At 60.3% G+C, this 19,565-nt stretch carries 18 protein-coding genes; 12 read left to right on the top strand and 6 right to left on the bottom strand.

The genetic code is table 11. The annotated features are described in order from the left end of the window. Positions 1–75 precede the first annotated feature (75 nt). Positions 76–477: an acyl-CoA thioesterase gene (locus KBY02_RS18550; RefSeq protein ID WP_003316086.1), complete on the bottom strand. Its 402-nt coding sequence runs from the start codon at positions 475–477 to the stop codon at positions 76–78. 430 nt (positions 478–907) lie between these two features. Here KBY02_RS18550 and KBY02_RS18545 point away from each other — a divergent pair, with 430 nt between their 5' ends. The 8 genes from KBY02_RS18545 (at position 908) to KBY02_RS18510 (ending at position 11,391) form a co-directional block, all read left to right on the top strand. Continuing rightward, a complete protein-coding gene (locus tag KBY02_RS18545; RefSeq protein WP_011269391.1) occupies positions 908–2,197 on the top strand; it encodes an MFS transporter in 1,290 nt (429 codons plus the stop codon). A 166-nt stretch (positions 2,198–2,363) separates the two neighbouring features. Then, on the top strand, positions 2,364–3,362 hold the full coding sequence (locus KBY02_RS18540) for a phosphate ABC transporter substrate-binding protein PstS (RefSeq protein ID WP_024639001.1): 999 nt from the start codon (positions 2,364–2,366) through the stop codon (positions 3,360–3,362). Positions 3,363–3,505: 143 nt separating this feature from the next. Then, positions 3,506–5,791 carry an ABC transporter permease subunit gene (locus KBY02_RS18535; protein ID WP_225650678.1) on the top strand — a complete coding sequence of 762 codons (2,286 nt, stop codon included), beginning with the start codon at positions 3,506–3,508 and terminating at the stop codon, positions 5,789–5,791. Between the two features lie 69 nt (positions 5,792–5,860). Continuing rightward, on the top strand, positions 5,861–7,477 hold the full coding sequence (gene pstA / locus KBY02_RS18530) for a phosphate ABC transporter permease PstA (protein ID WP_173645876.1): 1,617 nt from the start codon (positions 5,861–5,863) through the stop codon (positions 7,475–7,477). 66 nt (positions 7,478–7,543) lie between these two features. Beyond that, on the top strand, positions 7,544–8,377 hold the full coding sequence (pstB, locus tag KBY02_RS18525) for a phosphate ABC transporter ATP-binding protein PstB (protein WP_003401255.1): 834 nt from the start codon (positions 7,544–7,546) through the stop codon (positions 8,375–8,377). A 70-nt stretch (positions 8,378–8,447) separates the two neighbouring features. After that, positions 8,448–9,209: a phosphate signaling complex protein PhoU gene (phoU, locus tag KBY02_RS18520; RefSeq protein ID WP_003401254.1), complete on the top strand. Its 762-nt coding sequence runs from the start codon at positions 8,448–8,450 to the stop codon at positions 9,207–9,209. 204 nt (positions 9,210–9,413) lie between these two features. Next, positions 9,414–10,298: a response regulator gene (locus tag KBY02_RS18515; RefSeq protein WP_003401252.1), complete on the top strand. Its 885-nt coding sequence runs from the start codon at positions 9,414–9,416 to the stop codon at positions 10,296–10,298. A gap of 190 nt (positions 10,299–10,488) precedes the next feature. Beyond that, complete coding sequence (locus KBY02_RS18510; protein ID WP_011269387.1) at positions 10,489–11,391, top strand: peptidoglycan DD-metalloendopeptidase family protein; 903 nt, start codon at positions 10,489–10,491, stop codon at positions 11,389–11,391. A 170-nt stretch (positions 11,392–11,561) separates the two neighbouring features. Here KBY02_RS18510 and KBY02_RS18505 read toward each other — a convergent pair whose 3' ends face one another. The 5 genes from KBY02_RS18505 to KBY02_RS18485 form a co-directional block, all read right to left on the bottom strand. Beyond that, a complete protein-coding gene (locus KBY02_RS18505; RefSeq protein WP_003367992.1) occupies positions 11,562–12,902 on the bottom strand; it encodes a hemolysin family protein in 1,341 nt (446 codons plus the stop codon). Positions 12,903–13,001: 99 nt separating this feature from the next. Further along, the gene (gene phoR, locus KBY02_RS18500; protein WP_003401247.1) at positions 13,002–14,324 is read right to left on the bottom strand and encodes a phosphate regulon sensor histidine kinase PhoR; all 1,323 of its coding nucleotides are present in this window, start codon (positions 14,322–14,324) and stop codon (positions 13,002–13,004) included. 60 nt (positions 14,325–14,384) lie between these two features. Then, positions 14,385–15,074 carry a phosphate regulon transcriptional regulator PhoB gene (gene phoB / locus KBY02_RS18495; RefSeq protein ID WP_002555882.1) on the bottom strand — a complete coding sequence of 230 codons (690 nt, stop codon included), beginning with the start codon at positions 15,072–15,074 and terminating at the stop codon, positions 14,385–14,387. Between the two features lie 167 nt (positions 15,075–15,241). Then, positions 15,242–16,132 (bottom strand): 4-hydroxybenzoate octaprenyltransferase, encoded by an 891-nt coding sequence (gene ubiA, locus KBY02_RS18490; protein WP_003401244.1) that lies wholly within the window; start codon positions 16,130–16,132, stop codon positions 15,242–15,244. After that, on the bottom strand, positions 16,132–16,692 hold the full coding sequence (locus tag KBY02_RS18485; RefSeq protein WP_011269385.1) for a chorismate--pyruvate lyase family protein: 561 nt from the start codon (positions 16,690–16,692) through the stop codon (positions 16,132–16,134). Before KBY02_RS18485 ends, ubiA begins: the two co-directional genes overlap by 1 nt. A gap of 189 nt (positions 16,693–16,881) precedes the next feature. On the opposite strand from KBY02_RS18485, the gene KBY02_RS18480 reads away from it, so the two are divergent. The 4 genes from KBY02_RS18480 to KBY02_RS18465 all read left to right on the top strand — a co-directional run bounded on the left by KBY02_RS18480 (position 16,882) and on the right by KBY02_RS18465 (position 19,420). Then, positions 16,882–17,049 carry a rubredoxin gene (locus KBY02_RS18480; protein ID WP_003401239.1) on the top strand — a complete coding sequence of 56 codons (168 nt, stop codon included), beginning with the start codon at positions 16,882–16,884 and terminating at the stop codon, positions 17,047–17,049. Positions 17,050–17,112: 63 nt separating this feature from the next. Continuing rightward, positions 17,113–18,261: an NAD(P)/FAD-dependent oxidoreductase gene (locus KBY02_RS18475; RefSeq protein WP_011269384.1), complete on the top strand. Its 1,149-nt coding sequence runs from the start codon at positions 17,113–17,115 to the stop codon at positions 18,259–18,261. Positions 18,262–18,453: 192 nt separating this feature from the next. Next, the gene (locus tag KBY02_RS18470) at positions 18,454–18,729 is read left to right on the top strand and encodes an HU family DNA-binding protein (RefSeq protein ID WP_011269383.1); all 276 of its coding nucleotides are present in this window, start codon (positions 18,454–18,456) and stop codon (positions 18,727–18,729) included. Positions 18,730–18,976: 247 nt separating this feature from the next. Further along, positions 18,977–19,420 (top strand): hypothetical protein, encoded by a 444-nt coding sequence (locus KBY02_RS18465; RefSeq protein WP_003401233.1) that lies wholly within the window; start codon positions 18,977–18,979, stop codon positions 19,418–19,420. Positions 19,421–19,565: the final 145 nt, after the last annotated feature.

Here is a 19,565-nt window from a genome sequence, read left to right as displayed (position 1 = left end):
ATGACCGTGACGAAAATAGACCGCTTCACGCTCGGTGAGTTTACCCGTGCAGCCAATCCATGACCGAACGACAATTTACCGTCGCGCAGGAACCGAGCGCGTCCGGCCGCTGGCATCTATGGCCACGAACACGAACGCAGCCTCGGTGACCTTGCGCCATTCGCTGGTGAGCGGGTCGTCGCTCCACACTTCGACCATCATCTTGATCGAGGTGCGTCCGACTTCGAGGGTGCGGGTGTAGAAGGAAAGCTGTTCGCCGACTGCGACCGGGACCAGAAACGCCATGCGATCGATGGCGACGGTCGCCACACGGCCACCCGCCACTTTACTGGCCATCGCTGTGCCTGCCAGGTCCATCTGGGACACCAGCCAGCCGCCAAAGATGTCGCCAAAGCCATTGGTTTCGCGGGGAAGGGCGGTGATTTGCAGTGCAAGGTCGCCTTGCGGGGTTGGGTCTTCTTGTTCGAGCTCGATCATGCCTAGGGTGCCTCTGACCCATGACTCTCATTATTGTATGTCGCGGTTAACAGGTGCCATTCAAAACCATGAGCATGAACATTATGTGTTCAGCGCCGGTGTGGCCCAAAGGGAAACTCTGCGAAACCCGCTGATTCAGACGTTTTCGCACAGCTTCCCAAGGCTGTTGACGACTTGCGAGTATATCGGGCGTTGCGTCATAGAACGACCGTGGGTCTTCATTTTGTGTCAGTGGCAGTTCTGCCATGTGTTTTTTGTAGCAATTTGCTATCTTGCTGGACCTCTACAGGTGACAAGACTGCCTGTACACGCAATTTTGGTGCCTATCTGCACCGTTGCTCCCGACAATCGCTTCTGCACGGCACCCCGCAGCAGCCAGCGTTGCTGTCGCTCGCCCCTTTTCAAAGAACACGTAAAGAGAAGCCTTGTCATGTCATCTGTTCCTCCAAGTTCCACGCAGCCTGCGCGGCCTCTGACTCGCAGCGATTACAAAACCCTGTCGCTGTCGGCTCTGGGTGGTGCGCTGGAGTTCTACGACTTCATCATTTTCGTGTTTTTCGCGGCGGTGGTCGGCAAACTGTTTTTCCCGGTGGACATGCCCGACTGGCTGCGCATGATGCAGACGTTCGGCATTTTCGCCGCCGGTTATCTGGCGAGGCCTCTGGGCGGCATTATCATGGCGCACTTCGGCGATCTGCTGGGGCGCAAGAAAATGTTCACGCTGAGCATTTTCATGATGGCGGTGCCGACCCTGATCATGGGTCTGCTGCCGACCTACGCACAGATCGGCATGTGGGCGCCGATTCTGCTGCTGTTGATGCGCGTCATTCAAGGTGCCGCCATTGGCGGTGAAGTGCCGGGCGCCTGGGTGTTCGTGTCCGAGCATGTGCCTGCACGTCGTGTCGGCTATGCCTGCGGCACCCTGACCGCCGGCCTGACAGCGGGCATCCTGCTGGGCTCGCTGGTCGCCACGGCGATCAACAGCATCTACACCCCGGTCGAGGTATCGGATTACGCATGGCGTATCCCTTTCCTGCTGGGTGGCGTGTTCGGCCTGATGTCGGTGTATCTGCGCCGCCTGCTGCATGAAACGCCGGTCTTCGCCGAGCTGCAACTGCGCAAGGCACTGGCCGAGGAAGTGCCGCTCAAGGCGGTGCTGCGCGATCATCGTGGCGCCGTTGCGCTGTCGATGCTGATGACCTGGTTGCTGTCTGCCGGGATCATCGTGGTGATCCTGATGACGCCGACCATTCTGCAGACCATTTATGGCTTTCCGGCTGCTACGGCGCTGAAAGCCAACAGCCTGGCCATTGTCTTCCTGAGCGTGGGCTGTATCGCCGCGGGCGCACTGGCGGATCGCTTCGGCGCAGGCTGGGTGTTTCTGCTGGGCAGCGCAGGTCTGCTGATCAGTTCCTGGACGTTCTATCACATCCTCGGCAGCCATCCGGAAGTGCTGTTCCCGCTGTATGCGGTGACGGGCCTGTTCGTCGGTACGATCGGCGCAGTTCCCTACGTCATGGTCAAGGCGTTCCCGCCTGTGGTGCGCTTCTCGGGGCTGTCGTTCTCCTACAACCTGGCGTATGCGATCTTCGGCGGTCTGACGCCGATGGTCGTGACCTTCATGCTCAAGAGCAGTCCGATGGGGCCGGCGTGGTACGTCGCGATCCTCTGCGGCCTGGGCATGGCCATCGGTGCGTTCTTGCTGAGCCGAAAGCGTTGATCATCGCCCACTGTTGAATCGCTCTGGCACCGCTACAGCCAAAGGCTATCTACCTGCACAGGTCGATAGCCTTTTCATCTTATTGTCATAATCAATTCATAGAGTAGTCACAAGACTGGCCAAAAAAGGCTCGTGGACACCGACACACCCTGCCAGGAGCGCAAGGATGACACTCAAGCGTTTGATGACTGCACTGACCCTGGTTGCCGCCGGAGTGACGGCAGCCAATACGCTGGCTGCGGTCGACCCTGCCATCAAGGCCTATACCAAGACCTCCGGTGTGTCGGGCAATCTCTCCAGTGTCGGCTCCGATACCCTGGCAAATCTGATGACATTGTGGGCCGAGGCCTACAAGAAAGAATACCCGAGCGTGAACATCCAGATCCAGGCGGCCGGCTCCTCCACGGCGCCACCCGCGCTGACCGAGGGCACGGCCAATCTGGGCCCGATGAGCCGCAAGATGAAAGACGGCGAGTTGTCGGCTTTCGAGCAGAAACATGGCTACAAGCCGACCGCGATTCCGGTCGCGGTGGACGCCCTGGCGGTTTTCGTGCACAAGGACAACCCGATCAAGGGCCTGACCCTGCAGCAAGTGGACGCGATCTTTTCCGCGACCCGCCTGTGCGGTGCCAGGGCAGATGCGAAAACCTGGGGTGATGTCGGTGTGACCGGCGATCTGGCAGGCAAACCGATCCAGTTGTTCGGTCGTAACTCGGTGTCGGGCACTTACGGTTACTTCAAGGAAGAAGCCCTGTGCAAAGGCGACTTCAAGGCCAACGTCAACGAGCAGCCCGGCTCTGCTTCGGTAGTCAGCGCGATCAGCAATTCGCGTAACGGCATCGGTTACTCGGGGATCGGTTACAAGACATCCAACGTCAGGGCTGTTGCGCTGGCGAAGAAGGAAGGGGGCGAGTTTGTCGAAGACAGCGAAGCCAATACCCTGAACGGCAGTTATCCACTGTCGCGCTTTCTTTATGTGTATGTGAACAAGGCGCCGAATCAGCCCTTGGCGCCGCTGGAAGCCGAGTTCGTGAAACTGGTGCTGTCGAGACAGGGCCAGGAAGTGGTGATGAAGGACGGTTACATCCCGCTGCCTGCGCGTGTCGTGGAAAAGACGCTGGCCGATCTTGGCCTGCAGGGCGCGAGCGGCGTGGCGTTAAAGTAATCGCGTACGCGTTGGGGCGAGGCTCGATGGACTGGCCTGCACACAAAATTGAACAGTCCGCCGCCGGTTGCGCAGGCAGCGGGCTTTCTTGTGTCACCTTGCTGTAATGTTTCTGTCATACAAGGCGTCTACGGTGTGTGCGCATGAATGAGCTGTTCAAATCGACGATGGACCAGATTTCGCCTCCAGAGCGTATTGATTTCAATACGCCAGCGATGGTGCGAAAGCGTCGTGTCCGTGCGTTGAAGGATCGTCTCACTCATTGGTACGTCGCCATTGGTGGCCTTGCCGTGCTGGCGGCCATCACGCTGATCTTCTTCTACCTTGCCTATGTCGTTGCGCCGCTTTTCAAAGGCGCCAGCCTGACCGCCGAGCCTGCGCTGAATGCCGCCTGGCTGCAGGACGCTGGTGCGCCGCTGATGATCACCATCGAAGAGCAGAACCAGATCGGCATGCGCATTTCCGACAAGGGCGAAGTGGTCTTTTTCAACCTCGAGGACGGCGCAGAGCTGCAGCGCATTGCCTTGCCGCTTCCCGCGGGCGTGTCCGTCGCGTCCATCGGCAAGGACCAGCCCGGCGCGCCATTGATAGCCCTGGGCTTGTCCAACGGTCAGGTGCTGGTGTTCAGGCACTCGTACCTGACGACCTACCCGAACGATCAGAAAACCATCACCCCGAGCGTGGCCTGGCCCTACGGCGAAGCGCCCCTGGTACTGGATGAGGCCGGGCGTGCGGTCGAGCATGTCACCGTCAGCTCCGATGGCGACAGCCTGAAGCTGGCAGGGGCGACCGGCACTCAGTTGCATGTCGTCTCGCTCGAACAGAAAGAAAACATGATGACCGGCGAGATGACCCGCGAGCAGACGCGCATCGAATTGCCGCAGATGTCTGCTGTAGTCAAGGCGATCTACATCGACCCGCGCCAGCAATGGTTGTATGTCATCAACGGGCGCGCGCAGGCGGATGTGTTCAGCCTGCGCGATCGCAGCCTCAATGGCCGCTATAAATTGCTGGAAGACGGCAACGCCGAGATCACGGCGAGCGCTCAACTGGTCGGCGGCATTTCGCTGATCATCGGCAACTCCAAGGGCAGCCTGTCCCAGTGGTTCATGGCCCGTGGCACCGACGGTGAGCAGCGCCTGATGCGCATCCGCGATTTCGGCCTGGGCAGCGCACCTATCGCGCAGATCAAGGCCGAGCAGCGCCGCAAGGGCTTCATCGCTCTGGATACTTCCGGCAAGCTGGGCGTATTCCACAGCACTGCGCACCGCACCCTGTTGATCGACCAGGTTGCCGAGGGGCCCGGCATTCTGGCGTTGTCGCCGCGCGCCAACCGGATTCTGATCGAGAGCGCTGGCAAGCTGCTGCCGCTGACGCTGGACAACCCACACCCGGAAGTCTCCTGGAGTTCGCTGTGGGGCAAGGTCTGGTACGAGAATTACGATGAGCCCAAGTACATCTGGCAGTCCACGGCCTCCAACTCCGACTTCGAGCCCAAGCTGAGCCTGGCACCGTTGACCTACGGCACGCTGAAAGCGGCGTTCTACGCCATGTTGCTGGCCGCGCCGCTGGCCGTGGCTGCGGCGATCTATACCGCCTACTTCATGGCCCCGGGCATGCGCCGCAAGGTCAAGCCGGTGATCGAATTGATGGAAGCGATGCCGACGGTGATTCTCGGCTTTTTTGCCGGATTGTTTCTGGCCCCGTATCTGGAAGGGCATCTGCCCGGCATTTTCAGTGTGCTGCTGCTCACGCCGATCGGCATTTTGCTGGCGGGCTTTTTCTGGACCCGCGTGCCTGATTCGCTTCGCCTGCGTATTCCCGATGGCTGGGAAAGCGCGATCCTGATTCCTGTCGTGCTGTTGGTGGGCTGGTTCTCGTTGAGCATGAGCCCGCACCTGGAGAGCTGGTTCTTCGCCGGGGACATGAGCACCTGGATTCGCGACCACCTGGGTATCACCTACGATCAGCGCAATGCGCTGGTGGTCGGTATCGCCATGGGGTTCGCAGTGATCCCCAACATTTATTCGATTGCCGAAGATGCCGTGTTCAGCGTGCCGCGCAGCCTGACGCTGGGTTCGCTGGCACTGGGCGCAACGCCGTGGCAGACCCTGACGCGGGTGGTGATCCTGACCGCCAGCCCCGGCATCTTTTCCGCCTTGATGATCGGCATGGGCCGGGCCGTGGGGGAAACCATGATTGTGCTGATGGCGACCGGCAATACGCCGATCATGGACATGAACCTGTTTGAAGGCATGCGTACGCTGGCGGCGAATGTCGCGGTGGAGATGCCGGAGTCGGAAGTGGGCGGCAGCCATTATCGGGTGCTGTTTCTGGCGGCGTTGGTGCTGTTGATGTTCACCTTCGTGATGAACACCCTCGCAGAGCTGATTCGTCAGCGTCTGCGCAAGCAATACTCGTCGCTGTAAGGAAGGTAAGCATTGGTGAAGCGGAACTCCCTCAGGAACTGGTTCAAAAGTGGCGCCCCCGGCGTCTGGATGAGTGCGGGTGCCGTATCCATCGCTGTGATCATGACCATCGGCCTGTTGGCGGTGATCGCCGTGCGCGGCCTTGGGCATTTCTGGCCCGCCGATCTGGTGAGCGCGCAGTACGCGGTACCCAATCAGGAATCGAGTGTTCTGGTCGGTGAACGGGTCGAGCAGGAGCAGGTACCTCGTGCGCGCCTGAAAAGCGCGGGCCTGCCGGTGCCTGATCAAGGGCCGGAATTCATGACCCGCGAGCTGTACAAGGTCGGCAATCGGGATATCAACCCCAGTGACTTCAACTGGGTGGTAGGCGAATGGCTGACCGGGCAGAGCCGGCCTGCAGACCTGATGACGCTGGAGCGGCGCGAGTGGGGCAATTTCTACGGCTATCTGGTCAACGTCAAGGAGGGCGGACGCATCGTGGCCGAAGGCGAGGCGGCCTGGCCGGTCCTGCAAGAGCGCATCAAACGCGTCGAAAAGCTGGCTGACGAACTCTATACCCTGGAAAAGAAAGACATTGGTGCCATCAATCACAGCATCGAGCGCCTGCGTCTGCAGGCCCGCAAGCTGGAGCTCGATGGCCGGCTGGATGCCGCCGCGCAAGCGGACATGGCCGCCGAGCGTGCCGAGCTGGATGCGCGTTACAAGGTGATCGAGGCGCGTCTTGACGGGCTGCACCAGGCCTTTGATCGCGACAGCCTGACCGCGCGTGATGGCAGCGGCAAAGAGATCGAACTCAGCCTGGGCAAAGTGGTGCGTGCCTATCAGCCCAATGCGATGGGCACGGTGACCAAGCTCGGCTTCTACTTCGAGAAGCTGTGGGAGTTTCTCAGTGCCGATCCACGCGAAGCCAACACCGAAGGCGGTATCTTCCCGGCGATCTTCGGCACGGTGATGATGACCCTGATCATGGCCGTGATCGTCACGCCGTTCGGTGTGCTGGCGGCGGTCTACCTGCGTGAGTACGCGCGTCAGGGGCCGGTGACCCGGTTGATTCGCATCGCGGTGAACAACCTCGCCGGTGTGCCTGCGATTGTCTACGGCGTGTTCGGCCTGGGCTTTTTCGTCTATGTACTGGGCGGTTCGGTGGATCGGCTGTTCTTTCCTGAAGCGCTGCCGGCTCCGACGTTCGGCACGCCTGGCCTGTTATGGGCCTCGCTGACCCTGGCACTGCTCGCCGTGCCGGTGGTGATTGTGGCAACCGAAGAAGGGCTGGCGCGCATTCCGCTGACCCTGCGTGAAGGTTCGCTGGCACTGGGTGCAACCAAGGCCGAGACGCTGTGGAAGATCGTACTGCCGATGGCTAGCCCGGCAATGATGACCGGGCTGATTCTCGCGGTGGCGCGTGCCGCCGGGGAAGTTGCGCCCTTGATGCTGGTGGGCGTCGTCAAGCTGGCGCCGTCACTGCCGCTGGACGGCAACTATCCTTATCTGCACCTCGATCAGAAGATCATGCACCTGGGTTTCCATATTTACGACGTCGGCTTCCAGAGCCCCAACGTCGAGGCAGCCCGCCCGCTGGTCTATGCCACCGCACTGCTGCTGGTACTGGTCATCGCCTTGCTCAATCTGTCGGCGGTGAGCATCCGTAACCATTTGCGGGAAAAGTACAAGGCGCTCGACAATTGATTCCGAATTCGCCCTTTGGCAAACGCGGCCGTTCGATGACGCGAACTGTTCGCACAGGAGCAATCCATGCAGCATGAAAGCCCGACGAGTGGCATGAACATGTCGGCCCTGAGGCGGCACAAGCAACGCCTGGATCTGGCCGACGAGAGCGTGGCCATCGAAGTGCCAGGCCTGAATCTGTTCTATGGCGACAAGCAGGCGCTGTTCGATATTGCCCTGAATATCCCGAAGCAGAAGGTGACCTCGTTCATCGGCCCTTCCGGGTGCGGCAAGTCGACGTTGTTGCGCTGCTTCAACCGCATGAACGACCTGGTCGATGGTTGCCGTGTCGAGGGCGCGATCAACCTGTACGGGCACAACATCTACACCAAGGGCGAGGAAGTCGCCGAGTTGCGTCGACGCGTCGGCATGGTGTTTCAGAAGCCCAATCCGTTCCCCAAGACGATTTATGAAAACGTGGTCTACGGGCTGCGCATTCAGGGGATCAACAAGAAGCGCGTGCTCGATGAAGCTGTCGAGTGGGCGCTGAAAGCCGCTGCGCTCTGGGATGAAGTCAAGGATCGACTGCATGAGTCGGCATTGGGTTTGTCCGGGGGGCAGCAGCAGCGTCTGGTCATTGCCCGAACGATCGCCGTGGAGCCGGAAGTCCTGCTGCTCGACGAACCCTGTTCGGCACTTGATCCGATTTCGACTCTCAAGGTCGAAGAACTGATCTACGAACTGAAATCGAAATACACCATTGTGATCGTTACCCACAACATGCAGCAGGCGGCTCGGGTGTCGGATTACACCGCGTTTATGTACATGGGCAAGCTTGTCGAGTTCGGTGATACGGATACCTTGTTCACCAACCCGGCAAAAAAACAGACAGAAGACTACATCACCGGTCGTTACGGGTAGTACGTGCTTCGTCAGCCCTGAACCACCGCTGCGTTTTCGCAATTAACCGGACGTTCCAAGGACACCCAGCATGATCCACAAAGACAGCCATACGCATCACATTTCCCAACAGTTCAACGCTGAACTCGAAGATGTTCGCAGCCATTTGCTCGAAATGGGTGGCCTGGTCGAGAAGCAGGTGAACGATTCGGTCACGGCGTTGATCGAGGCCGACTCCGGTCTTGCCCAGCGTGTTCGCGAGGTCGACGACCGGATCAATCAGATGGAACGCAGCATCGACGAAGAGTGCCTGCGCATTCTGGCTCGTCGCCAGCCTGCGGCGTCCGACCTGCGCCTGATCATCAGCATTTCCAAGTCGGTGATCGACCTGGAGCGCATTGGTGATGAAGCCACCAAGATCGCACGCCGTGCCATCAAGCTTTGCGAAGAGGGCGAGGCGCCGCGTGGTTACGTCGAGGTGCGTCACATCGGCGATCAGGTGCGCAACATGGTGCGCGATGCGCTGGACTCGTTCGCCCGCTTCGACGCCGAGCTGGCCCTGTCGGTTGCGCAGTACGACAAGACCATCGACCGCGAGTACAAGACGGCTCTGCGCGAGCTGGCGACCTACATGATGGAAGATCCACGCTCGATCTCCCGGGTACTGGACATCATCTGGGTGCTGCGCTCTCTGGAGCGAATTGGCGACCATGCACGCAACATTTCCGAACTGGTGATCTACCTGGTGCGCGGGACCGACGTGCGGCACATGGGTCTCAAGCGCATGAAGGAAGAAGTGCAGGGTATATCGAGCGAAACCGCTAATGTTCCGGGCGACGCTGACGATAAGTAAGATTGCCTGCGAGAAAAACGCCCAGCACGCGCTGGGCGTTTTTCGTTGTGCAGATCAGTATTTCCCGTCGCCAGCGGATTAAATGCCGCGGCGCAGTCAATCAATATGGCAGTTGGCTATCAGTCAACGCTATGCTTGCCGAAACAAAGGGCGTGTTGGCATACCGCAGTTCGCCTCCAGGTGAACACGCCCGCAGGAGCGTCGATGAGTAAGGTCAGTGTATTGGTGGTGGATGACGCGACTTTCATTCGCGACTTGGTCAAGAAAGGGCTGCGCAATTATTTTCCCGGGATTCATACCGAGGACGCGGTCAATGGTCGCAAGGCTCAGACGTTGCTGGGCAAAGAGGCGTTCGATCTGATCCTGTGCGACTGGGAAATGCCAGAAATGTCCGGCCTTGAGCTGTTGACATGGTGCCGCCAGCAAGACAATTACCTGAGAACCGTTCCGTTCATCATGGTGACCAGCCGTGGTGACAAGGAAAACGTCGTGCAGGCCATTCAGGCTGGAGTGACCGATTTTGTCGGCAAGCCGTTCACCAATGAACAGTTGCTGACCAAGGTCAAGAAAGCGCTGGCAAAAGTCGGCAAGCTTGACGCTGTCATGTCCACAGCCCCGGCACGCATGAACTCGCCGCTCAATGACTCGCTGAGTGCATTGACCGGTGGCAAGGCCGAAGTGGTTCGTAGCGCGCCTGCTGCTGCCGCAGCTCCCAAGCCAGCACCTGCACCCGCCAGATCGGCAGAGCCGACCGGTCGCGGACAGGGCCAGTTGCGTCTGCCCAACGGCATTCAGTCGTGCGTGATCAAGGCCCTCACCCTGAAAGACGCCACGCTGGTGATTCGCGTCAGCGAAAACCTGCCGCAGGTACTCGACAGCGCGGTGCTGGACCTTGAGCAGGGCGAGAGCAACGAAGTCGCGCGCCTGAATGGCTACCTGCACTCGGTTGCCGCGTTCGAGCAGAAGCCCGACAGCGAATGGCTGCAGGTGTCTTTCCGTTTCGTCGACCAGGATGCGCAGAAGCTCGACTATCTGTCGCGTCTGATTGCACGCGGTACGGCGCAGAAGCACTTTATCCCGGGTGCCTGACATCCACCTCTGAGCTGAACGGCGTGCCCACGCTGCGTCAGCCTTGCGCGGTGTTACACAACACCGCGTACCGGCGCTCTGGCGTGCCTTCCTTGACGCTTCATTCATGTCCGATTGATACCCTTGCGTCCTCTTCTGCCTGCAAGGCTGCTAGGCTTGGCACCCAGTGCCCTTGAACCCGACCATCCCGATGCTTGAACGCCTGCTTATCCTGTTTGCCCTGACGTTGACTGTGCAGTCGGCCGGGGCGGTCACGATTTATAAATTCACCGATGCCAATGGCGTGGTGTCCTTCTCGGACCGGCCGACGCCCGGCGCATCGGTCATGGTGTTTCGGGACCGCATGGTCGAGCGTATCGACGGCCAGGTGCACTTGAGTGTCAGACGTGAAAAGGGCGTACACAGTCTGTACGTGCGCAATGATCTGTATGCCCCGGTCGAGGTCGAACTCAAGCTTTCCAGTGTGACCAACGTGCTGGGGGTCTCTGGCTCGTCGGCAACGCTGCGCCGCACGATCGCTGCGCGCAGCAACCAGCGCGTGGTGGTCTTGAGCCCCAAGGTGGGCAGCAAGCCGATGAACTACGCCTCGATGCTGACTTCAACTCTGGGAGACCCCAAAGGCTCGGTGCAGGCCTACAAATACCCGCTGCCGTGGATTGGCGGCCCGTTCCGCCTGACTCAGGGCCCGAATGGCAGGTACAGCCATTACGGCGTCAAGGGGCGCTATGCAATGGACATCGCCATGCCGGAGGGAACGCCGATCATTGCCGCGCGCGGCGGCACGGTGGTGAAGATCGAAAACAGCCAGTCAGGGCGGGGCTCGAATGCGTCAGGCAACTTTGTGCGCATCCTGCACGACGACGGCACCATGGGCGTCTACCTGCACCTGATGCGCGGCTCGGTGAGTGTCAGGGAAGGTCAGCGGGTGAGTGTCGGAACAGCGCTGGCACGGTCGGGCAACACCGGCAACAGCACCGGCCCGCACCTGCACTTTGTCGTGCAGCGCAACTCGGGCAATGAACTGGTCTCGATCCCCTACGAATTCGCCACACCGGTGCAGAGCCTGCCCAACTTCGCCGTCGGCGGGAATTGAGCAGGGGGCCATTCATAGCTCCCACGCCCTGCGTCCGATCCTGAACATGGGGCGCGGCACAGAGTTGTGACGCGGAGCGTCACGCAAGGCATTCCCACTGGAGCGTGAGGAACGATGGGCGTCCGGTAGAACACCCTGCGCCCGATGCTGAACAGGCGCCGCTGATCGGGTCAGTCCAGCTTCAGCACCTTGGCCAGGACGATTTTCGGGCCTTTCATCTTCTTGATGATGATGCGCAGGCCTTCGACTTCCAGTTGTTCCTCTTCTTCCGGCACGCGCTTGAGTGTGTCGTAGATCAGACCGGCCAGTGTCTCGGCTTCGATGTGATCCAGGTCGACGCCCAGCAAGCGCTCGATCTTGAACAATGGCGTGTCACCGCGTACCAGCAGTTTGCCGGGCTGATAGGCAAGAATGCCGCGCTCTACCTTGCGGTGTTCGTCCTGGATGTCGCCCACCAGCACTTCGAGCACGTCTTCCATGGTCAGGTAGCCCACGATCTTGCCGTCGGCTTCTTCCACCACGGCGAAGTGCGCGCCACCCTTGCGGAACTGCTCGAGCAATTGCGACAGCGGCATGTGCCGGGAAACACGTTCCAGCGGGCGGGTCAGCTCGGCGAGGTTGAACGATTCCGGAATATGGTCCAGCGCTGCCAGCTCCAGCAGCAGGTCCTTGATGTGCAGCAGGCCGACGAACTCGCCACGTTCAGCGTCATACAGCGGATAACGGCTGAATTTGTGACGGCGGAACAAGGCAAGGATTTCCTTGAGCGGCGCATTGAAGTCCAGTGACACCATGTCTTCGCGGGAGTTGGCCCAGTCGACCACTTCCAGCTCGCCCATTTCCACAGCCGACGCCAGCACACGCATGCCCTGATCGCTGGGGTCCTGGCCACGGCTGGAGTGCAGGATCAGTTTCAATTCGTCGCGGCTGTAGCTGTGTTCATGGTGCGGGCCGGGCTCACCCTGGCCGGCGATGCGCAAAATGGCGTTGGCGCTGGCGTTGAGCAGGTAGATGGCCGGGTACATCAACCAGTAGAAGAAGTACAACGGCGCCGCTGTCCACAGCGACAACAGCTCCGGTTTGCGGATCGCCCAGGATTTGGGGGCCAGCTCGCCGATGACGATGTGCAGATAGGAAATGATGAAGAAGGCGGTAAAGAACGACACGCCCTTGATCAATTCCGGAGTGTCCACGCCCATCGCCGCGAGCAACGGCTCCAGCAGGTGCGCGAAGGCCGGTTCACCGACCCAGCCCAGGCCCAGAGAGGCGAGGGTGATCCCCAGCTGGCAGGCCGAAAGGTAGGCGTCCAGCTGGCCATGGACCTTGCGCAGAATGTGCCCGCGCCAGCCGTTCTTGTCGGCAATGGCTTCAACCTTGGTCGAGCGCAGTTTGACCATGGCGAACTCTGCCGCAACGAAAAAGCCGTTGAGCAGGACCAGGAACAAAGCAAAAAGAATCATGCCGAAATCGGCGAAGAGTGAAGACAGGTTAAAACTAGGGGAAGGGTCCATGATTGGGTTTTGCAGGGTCCGTATTAACAGGAAGAGGGTCGTGTCACGCCAGAGAGGACGCTATGAACCCGGCAATGTAGCGGCTCGAAGCGGGATTGCCTAGTAGTCTGAATCGTCGCTCGCGGGTTTGGACAACTGAGCGCTGGCAAAGTGACAGGTAAAAACACTGCCCTTGCCGAGAACACTGTTGATCTCAAGGTTGCCGCGATGGCGCAGCAGCACATGTTTGACGATGGCCAGACCGAGCCCTGTACCGCCGGTATTGGACGCGCGGCTGGTATCGACCCGGTAGAAGCGCTCCGTCAGGCGCGGCAGGTGTTTGGTCTCGATGCCGATCCCTGAATCCTGCACGCTCAGGTGCGCGCCCCGTTCGTCGGCCCACCAGCGAACACGTATCACGCCCTCGGCCGGGGTGTATTTGACGGCATTGAAAATCAGGTTGGAAAACGCGCTGCGCAGTTCGCTTTCGCTGCCCTTGAGGCGCATGTCGCTTTCCAGGCTGAGGTGGATCTGCTGGTTCTTGCTGCCCGACAGCGCGTTGGCATCGGCGGTGATGGTCTTGAGCAGGGAATTGACGACCACCGGGTGGTTGTCCGAGGGGTAATCGGTGGCCTCGAGCTTGGCCAGCAACAGCAGGTCGTTGAGCAGCGTCTGCATGCGCCCGCCCTGCTGATGCATCTGTTGCAGCGCACGTACCCAGCGTGGATTGACCTCGTCCACGTTGTCGAGCAGCGTTTCCAGGTAGCCGAAGATCACCGTGAGCGGCGTCCGCAACTCGTGAGACACGTTGGCGACGAAGTCTTTGCGCATCTGCTCCAGCTGATGAATGCGCGTCACGTCGCGCACCAGCATCAGATGCTCATTGTTGCCATAACGGGTGATCAGCAACTGAATGCGCAGGCGGTCGTTGGTCGGCGACGGGATTTCCAGCGGCTCGCTGTAGTCGCCCAACGCAAAGTATTCCTTGAAACGTGGATGCCGCACCAGGTTGGTCACGGGCTGCCCGCTGTCCTGCGGCGTCTTCAGGCCCAGCAGGGTTTCAGCGGCACGGTTCCACCACTCCAGATTGCCGTCGCTGTCGAGCATGATCACCGCATCACGCAGCGCGGCGGTGGATTCCTGCACGCGGTCGATGACCGCCTGAAGGCGACCGCGGACGCGTTGATCACGACGTTGCAGGTGATAAATGCTATCGAAGACCTCGCCCCACAGACCGTAACCGTCCGGAGGCGGCTCGTCGGCCTTGTGGCTGCTCAGCCATTCATGCAGGCGCAACAGTTGCTTGAGGGTCCAGGCCAGATACAGCCCCAGCCCGGCGGCCAGGCTCCAGGCATATTGCCCACTGATCAGGCCGACCAACAGGCAGGCGGTGACCAGCAACAACATGTGGCGTATCAGAGTGCCGTGCCAATTTTGATTCAATTAGGGGTAAATCCTTGTCTGGTCTGCACCGGCCCTTGCCCTGCGTCGACGCAGCGGTTGTCAGCTTTTGGTCGAGAAACGATAGCCAGTGCCGCGTACGGTTTGTACCAGATTTTCATACGCATCCCCCAAAGCCTTGCGCAGGCGGCGGATGTGAACATCGACGGTGCGTTCCTCGACGTAGACGTTGCCGCCCCATACCTGATCCAGCAACTGACCGCGCGTGTAGGCGCGCTCCTGGTGGGTCATGAAGAACTGCAGCAGACGGTATTCGGTCGGGCCCATTTCGGCCGGTTTGCCGTCGATGGTGACCCGGTGGCTGATCGGGTCGAGCAGCAGGCCGCCGACTTCGATGGGCGCTTCGCCGTCAGTCGGGCCAGCGCGACGCAGCACAGCCTTGAGGCGTGCCACCAACTCGCGGGGCGAGAAAGGCTTGGTGATGTAATCGTCGGCGCCGACTTCCAGGCCCTGAATCTTGTTGTCCTCTTCACCCTTGGCGGTGAGCATGATGATCGGGATGTCCCCGGTCAGTTCATCACGCTTGAGGCGCCGGGCCAGTTCGATGCCGGACGTGCCAGGCAGCATCCAGTCGAGCAGAATCAGGTCAGGCTTGCGGTCCACGATGATCGCGTGGGCCTGCTGAGAGTTTTCGGCTTCAATACAGTCGTATCCAGCCATTTCCAACGCAACGGCGATCATTTCGCGAATTGGCGCTTCGTCGTCAACGATCAGGATGCTCCTGCCAGCCATGCTCGAACCTCTTGTCATTTAACTGTCTTGGGGCGCATTAGATAACGGAATTATTGCAGTCGTGTGACAGGTCTGAATGAGGCTAGCACGCTGACAGGCTGCGGGGGCCCGCAGGCCCCGCGATCCTGAAGTTATTTAATTCGTGCCCAGGCTGGCGCTGGCTGTTTTCAGCGCACCGCGTAGTCGGCGACGATGCCCAGGAATATCGCCAGCCCGGCCCAGTGATTGTGCAGGAAGGCCTTGAAGCAGGCGTCTCGCTCGCGCTCTCGGGTGCTCCAGAATTCCCAGGCAAAGCAGCCTGCCGCTGCCAGCAGACCGATGTAGAAACACGCGCCCAGTTCGAAGCGCGCACCGGCCAGCATCAGGCAGCCCAGTGCCAGCCCTTGCAGGGTCAGGATGATGACCCGGTCGGCATCGCCGAACAGGACGGCCGTGGATTTCACGCCGATTTTCAGGTCGTCGTCGCGATCGACCATGGCGTAGTAGGTGTCGTAGCCCACGGTCCACAGCAGGTTGGCGATGTACAGCAGCCAGGCTGCAGCGGGCAGCTCTCCGGTTTCGGCAGTGAAGGCCATCGGCATGCCCCACGAGAACGCAGCCCCCAGCACCACTTGCGGGTAATAGGTGTAGCGCTTCATGAACGGATAGCTGGCCGCCAGGGCGAGACCGCCGAACGACAGCCAGATAGTCGCCGCGTTGGTGAACAGCACCAGCACAAAGCTCAGGCCGACCAGCACCGCAAACAGCACCAGCGCTTCCCGGGGGCTGACTTTGCCGCTGACCAGCGGACGCTGCTCGGTGCGTTTGACGTGGCCATCCACCTTGCGGTCGGCGAAGTCATTGATCACACAGCCTGCCGCGCGCATCAGAAAGACGCCGAGCACAAAAATGCACACGGTCTGCAGCGACGGCGCGCCTTTGCCTGCAATCCAGACCGCCCACAGGGTCGGCCACAGCAGCAGGTAGACGCCGATGGGCTTGTCGATGCGCGTCAGCTGGATGAAGTCCCAGGCGCGCGGGCTCAGACGATTGAGGGATTTGAGGAGGGACAGGTACATCAGACGTGGTCCTTGTCATGAATCGCAGTGCACAGGGCAGGCAGGAAAACTTCGGCGACCAGCACGCTCAAGGCATCGCGATCAAAGCGCGAGCGCCGTGCCCACAGTCCGCGCGCTGCATCGGCAGCCGGCAGCCAGGCCTCGGGGTAATGACACACTTCAAGCGTGCCGCGCACGAACGCCGGGTCGCTGAACAGCAACTCACCCAGCGAGCGAGTGCCCAGCTCGTCCATATCCAGGCCACCATCCTGCAGGGCGCTGCGGGCGGCGACACTGCGCGCGAACACCCAGTTGTTGCCGTTACCACGCAGGTACACCTCGCGCACCCAGCCTTCGCCAGCCTCTGGCAGGCCCAGCGCCAGGCACTCGTCAGGGCGCAAGGGCTGCCAGCCTTCAAACTGCGGAAATACGCTGAAACGACCGTCAGACAAACGGTCCAACCGACGAGTGAGGGAGTCCTGATTGAACAACCAGTCGAGCATTACCGGGTCCGGTGCGTCGATCAATTGCTCGCGCTCAAGCCAGGCAGGGCCAATGAATGCGGGGGATTGCTGGGTCACGGTAAGCCAGTTCCGGCAGCCAACGAGGCCGCGAGCTTAGCATGATTGCCGGTCTCGACCGACGGTCGATAGAGCGTCGGGTTATAGAATCAGACTTGCATCCGCGCCTGCCGATCAGTACAACGCCCCTTCAGAAGACGGCAACCGACCGTCGTACGCTATTGAGCCTGATAAACGAGAGAACCTGACATGAAGAAGTGGCAATGCATCGTCTGCGGCCTGGTCTATAACGAAGCCGATGGCTGGCCGGATGACGGAATTGCGCCCGGCACCCTCTGGCAGGATGTGCCTGAAGACTGGATGTGCCCGGATTGCGGCGTGGGCAAGATGGACTTTGAGATGATCGAAATCGGCTGATTGCTGCCCGCAAACAAGGGCTGGCAACAACGAGCACCAGGCACAGTGAAATAGGGAAGAACAATGAGCGCACCTGTCGTCATCATCGGCACCGGCCTTGCGGGGTATAACCTCGCCCGAGAGTTTCGCAAGCTGGACGTGGACACGCCGCTGCTATTGATCACGGCCGACGATGGCCGTTCCTACTCCAAGCCGATGCTCTCTACCGGCTTTGGCAAAAACAAGGAGGCTGACGGCCTGAGCATGGCTGAAGCCGGCGCCATGGCCGATCAGCTCAAGGCCGAGATTCGTACGCACACGCGCATCAGCGGGATCGATGCCGGCCACAAACGCCTGTGGATCGGCGAAGAGGCGGTGTATTACCGCGATCTGGTGCTGGCCTGGGGCGCCGAAACCATTCGTGTACCGGTGGAAGGCGACGCCGGCGACGCGGTTTTCCCGATCAACGATCTTCAGGATTACGCCCGTTTCCGGGCGGCTGCGGCGGGCAAACGCCGGGTGCTGATTCTCGGCGCAGGGCTCATTGGCTGTGAGTTCGCCAACGACCTGATCCTGGGCGGCTATGAAGTGGATCTGGTGGCGCCGTGCGAACAGGTCATGCCGACCCTGTTGCCCCCTGAGGCTGCGGCTGCTGTGAAGTCCGGCCTTGAAAGCCTGGGTGCACGTTTCCATCTGGGGCCGGTGCTGACCCGTCTGAATCGCAATGGTGATGGCCTGCAAGCGCACTTGTCGGACGGGCAGGTGATGGACTGCGACCTGGTGGTGTCAGCCATCGGCCTGCGTCCTCGCATCGAACTGGCCGCTGCCGCCGGGCTGCAGACCGGGCGCGGCATTCTGGTCGACCGCCTGTTGCAAACCTCCCACGCCAACATCCACGCGCTGGGTGATTGCGCTGAAGTCGATGGCCTGAACCTGCTCTACGTGATGCCGTTGATGAGCTGCGCTCGTGCGTTGGCCCAGACGCTGGCCGGAAACCCGACTTCCGTCAAATACGGGCCCATGCCGATCACCGTGAAGACGCCCGCCTGCCCGCTGGTGGTTTCGCCGCCGCCGCGTGGCAGCGATGGCCACTGGAGCGTCGAAGGGCAGGGCGCTGACATCAAGGCGCTGTGTCACGACGCTGATGGCCATCTGCTGGGCTATGCCCTGACAGGCGCTGCGGTTATGGAAAAACTCGCACTCAACAAGGCGTTACCTGCGTTATTGGCGTGATTTCTCGTCATTTTGTCGGATTGACCCTGTATTTCTGCCAATAAACCGCGTTCATGCACTGGCGCGGGTCAGTTCGGCATGCCATCCTCGGTCTTGTCTGCCGCTACGTAGAGCTGTCGCGGCGCCTTGTTGCCGTTGTTTTACAAAAGCGGCGCGGGACATAAAAACAAAAAACCGTAAAAGAGGCTTCATATGCGCAAACCAGATGTTGCAGCCGCCATCGCTGAAAAGGCGGATCTCACCAAAGAACAATCCAATCGCGTTCTCAATGCCATCCTTGAAGAGATTACTGGCGCACTGAACCGCAAGGACAGTGTCACGCTGGTAGGTTTCGGTACTTTTCTGCAACGCCACCGCGGCGCTCGCACTGGCAAGAACCCACAGACCGGGGAGCCGGTTAAAATCAAGGCAAGCAACACGGTTGCCTTCAAACCGGGGAAAGCCCTGAAAGACAGCGTCAATCCTTGACACCCTGTTGTGCGCCTCGGCGGGAGGCGCGCGACCCACAGGCGGGCACACCAATCGGATTGGGTGCCCGTTTCTTGTTTCTGTCGTATGACGCCGATGATGCCTTTCGCTCCCTGCGAGAATTGTCCTACCCCATTGCGTGTAATTGCCTTCCAAAGCCCCAGCTTTGCCTGACTTCTTCTTGTTGTTGATTCCCTTAGAGTGCCGCCCCTGCTGCACCCCTTCAATTACTCTTGGGAAATCTCGAATGAAAAAGCCATGGAAGTTTGCTGCTGTTGCGGCGCTGATCGCCACGACCAGCGGTTGTGTGAGCTACAACGTCAGCCAGCCAAGCGCACCGCTGGAAGGCACGGTCAAAACCGACCTGAAGGCTGACGTCAAGGTTGGCGGCACCATCAGCGGCGAGTCGTCCACCAACGTGCTGTTCAATTTCCTGAGCTTCGGCGGCGATAATCAGTTCGCCGATGGCGTGACCTACGGTGGCGCAAGTGGCGGTGGCGGCCTGGGTCTGGCGTTGCCTGATCCTGTCTCGACGACCAAAGCGGCAGCCGCCTTCAAAGCGGTCAAATCCTCCGGCGCCGATCTGATCGTCGCGCCGCGCTACGAAGTCAGCGTCAAGGACTACTTCATCTTCAAGAAGGTCGATGTAAAGGTCACGGGTAACAAAGGCAGCATCAACAGCATTCGTTGATGTCAGTGTGATGCTGCTTCCCACGCGGAGCAGCATCCTCGCGCTCAACGGCCGTTTAGTGCCGATCTCCTTCGATATCCATTTTGTTCTACAGGTTTTGCGCCGATAACCCGCTACACTGCCACGCCGATCCCGAATCGGAACC

The organism is Pseudomonas sp. P129 (assembly GCF_020312195.1).
In the GTDB taxonomy this organism is placed as follows: domain Bacteria; phylum Pseudomonadota; class Gammaproteobacteria; order Pseudomonadales; family Pseudomonadaceae; genus Aquipseudomonas; species Aquipseudomonas fragariae.
This window is presented reverse-complemented; position numbering and strand designations above follow the sequence as displayed.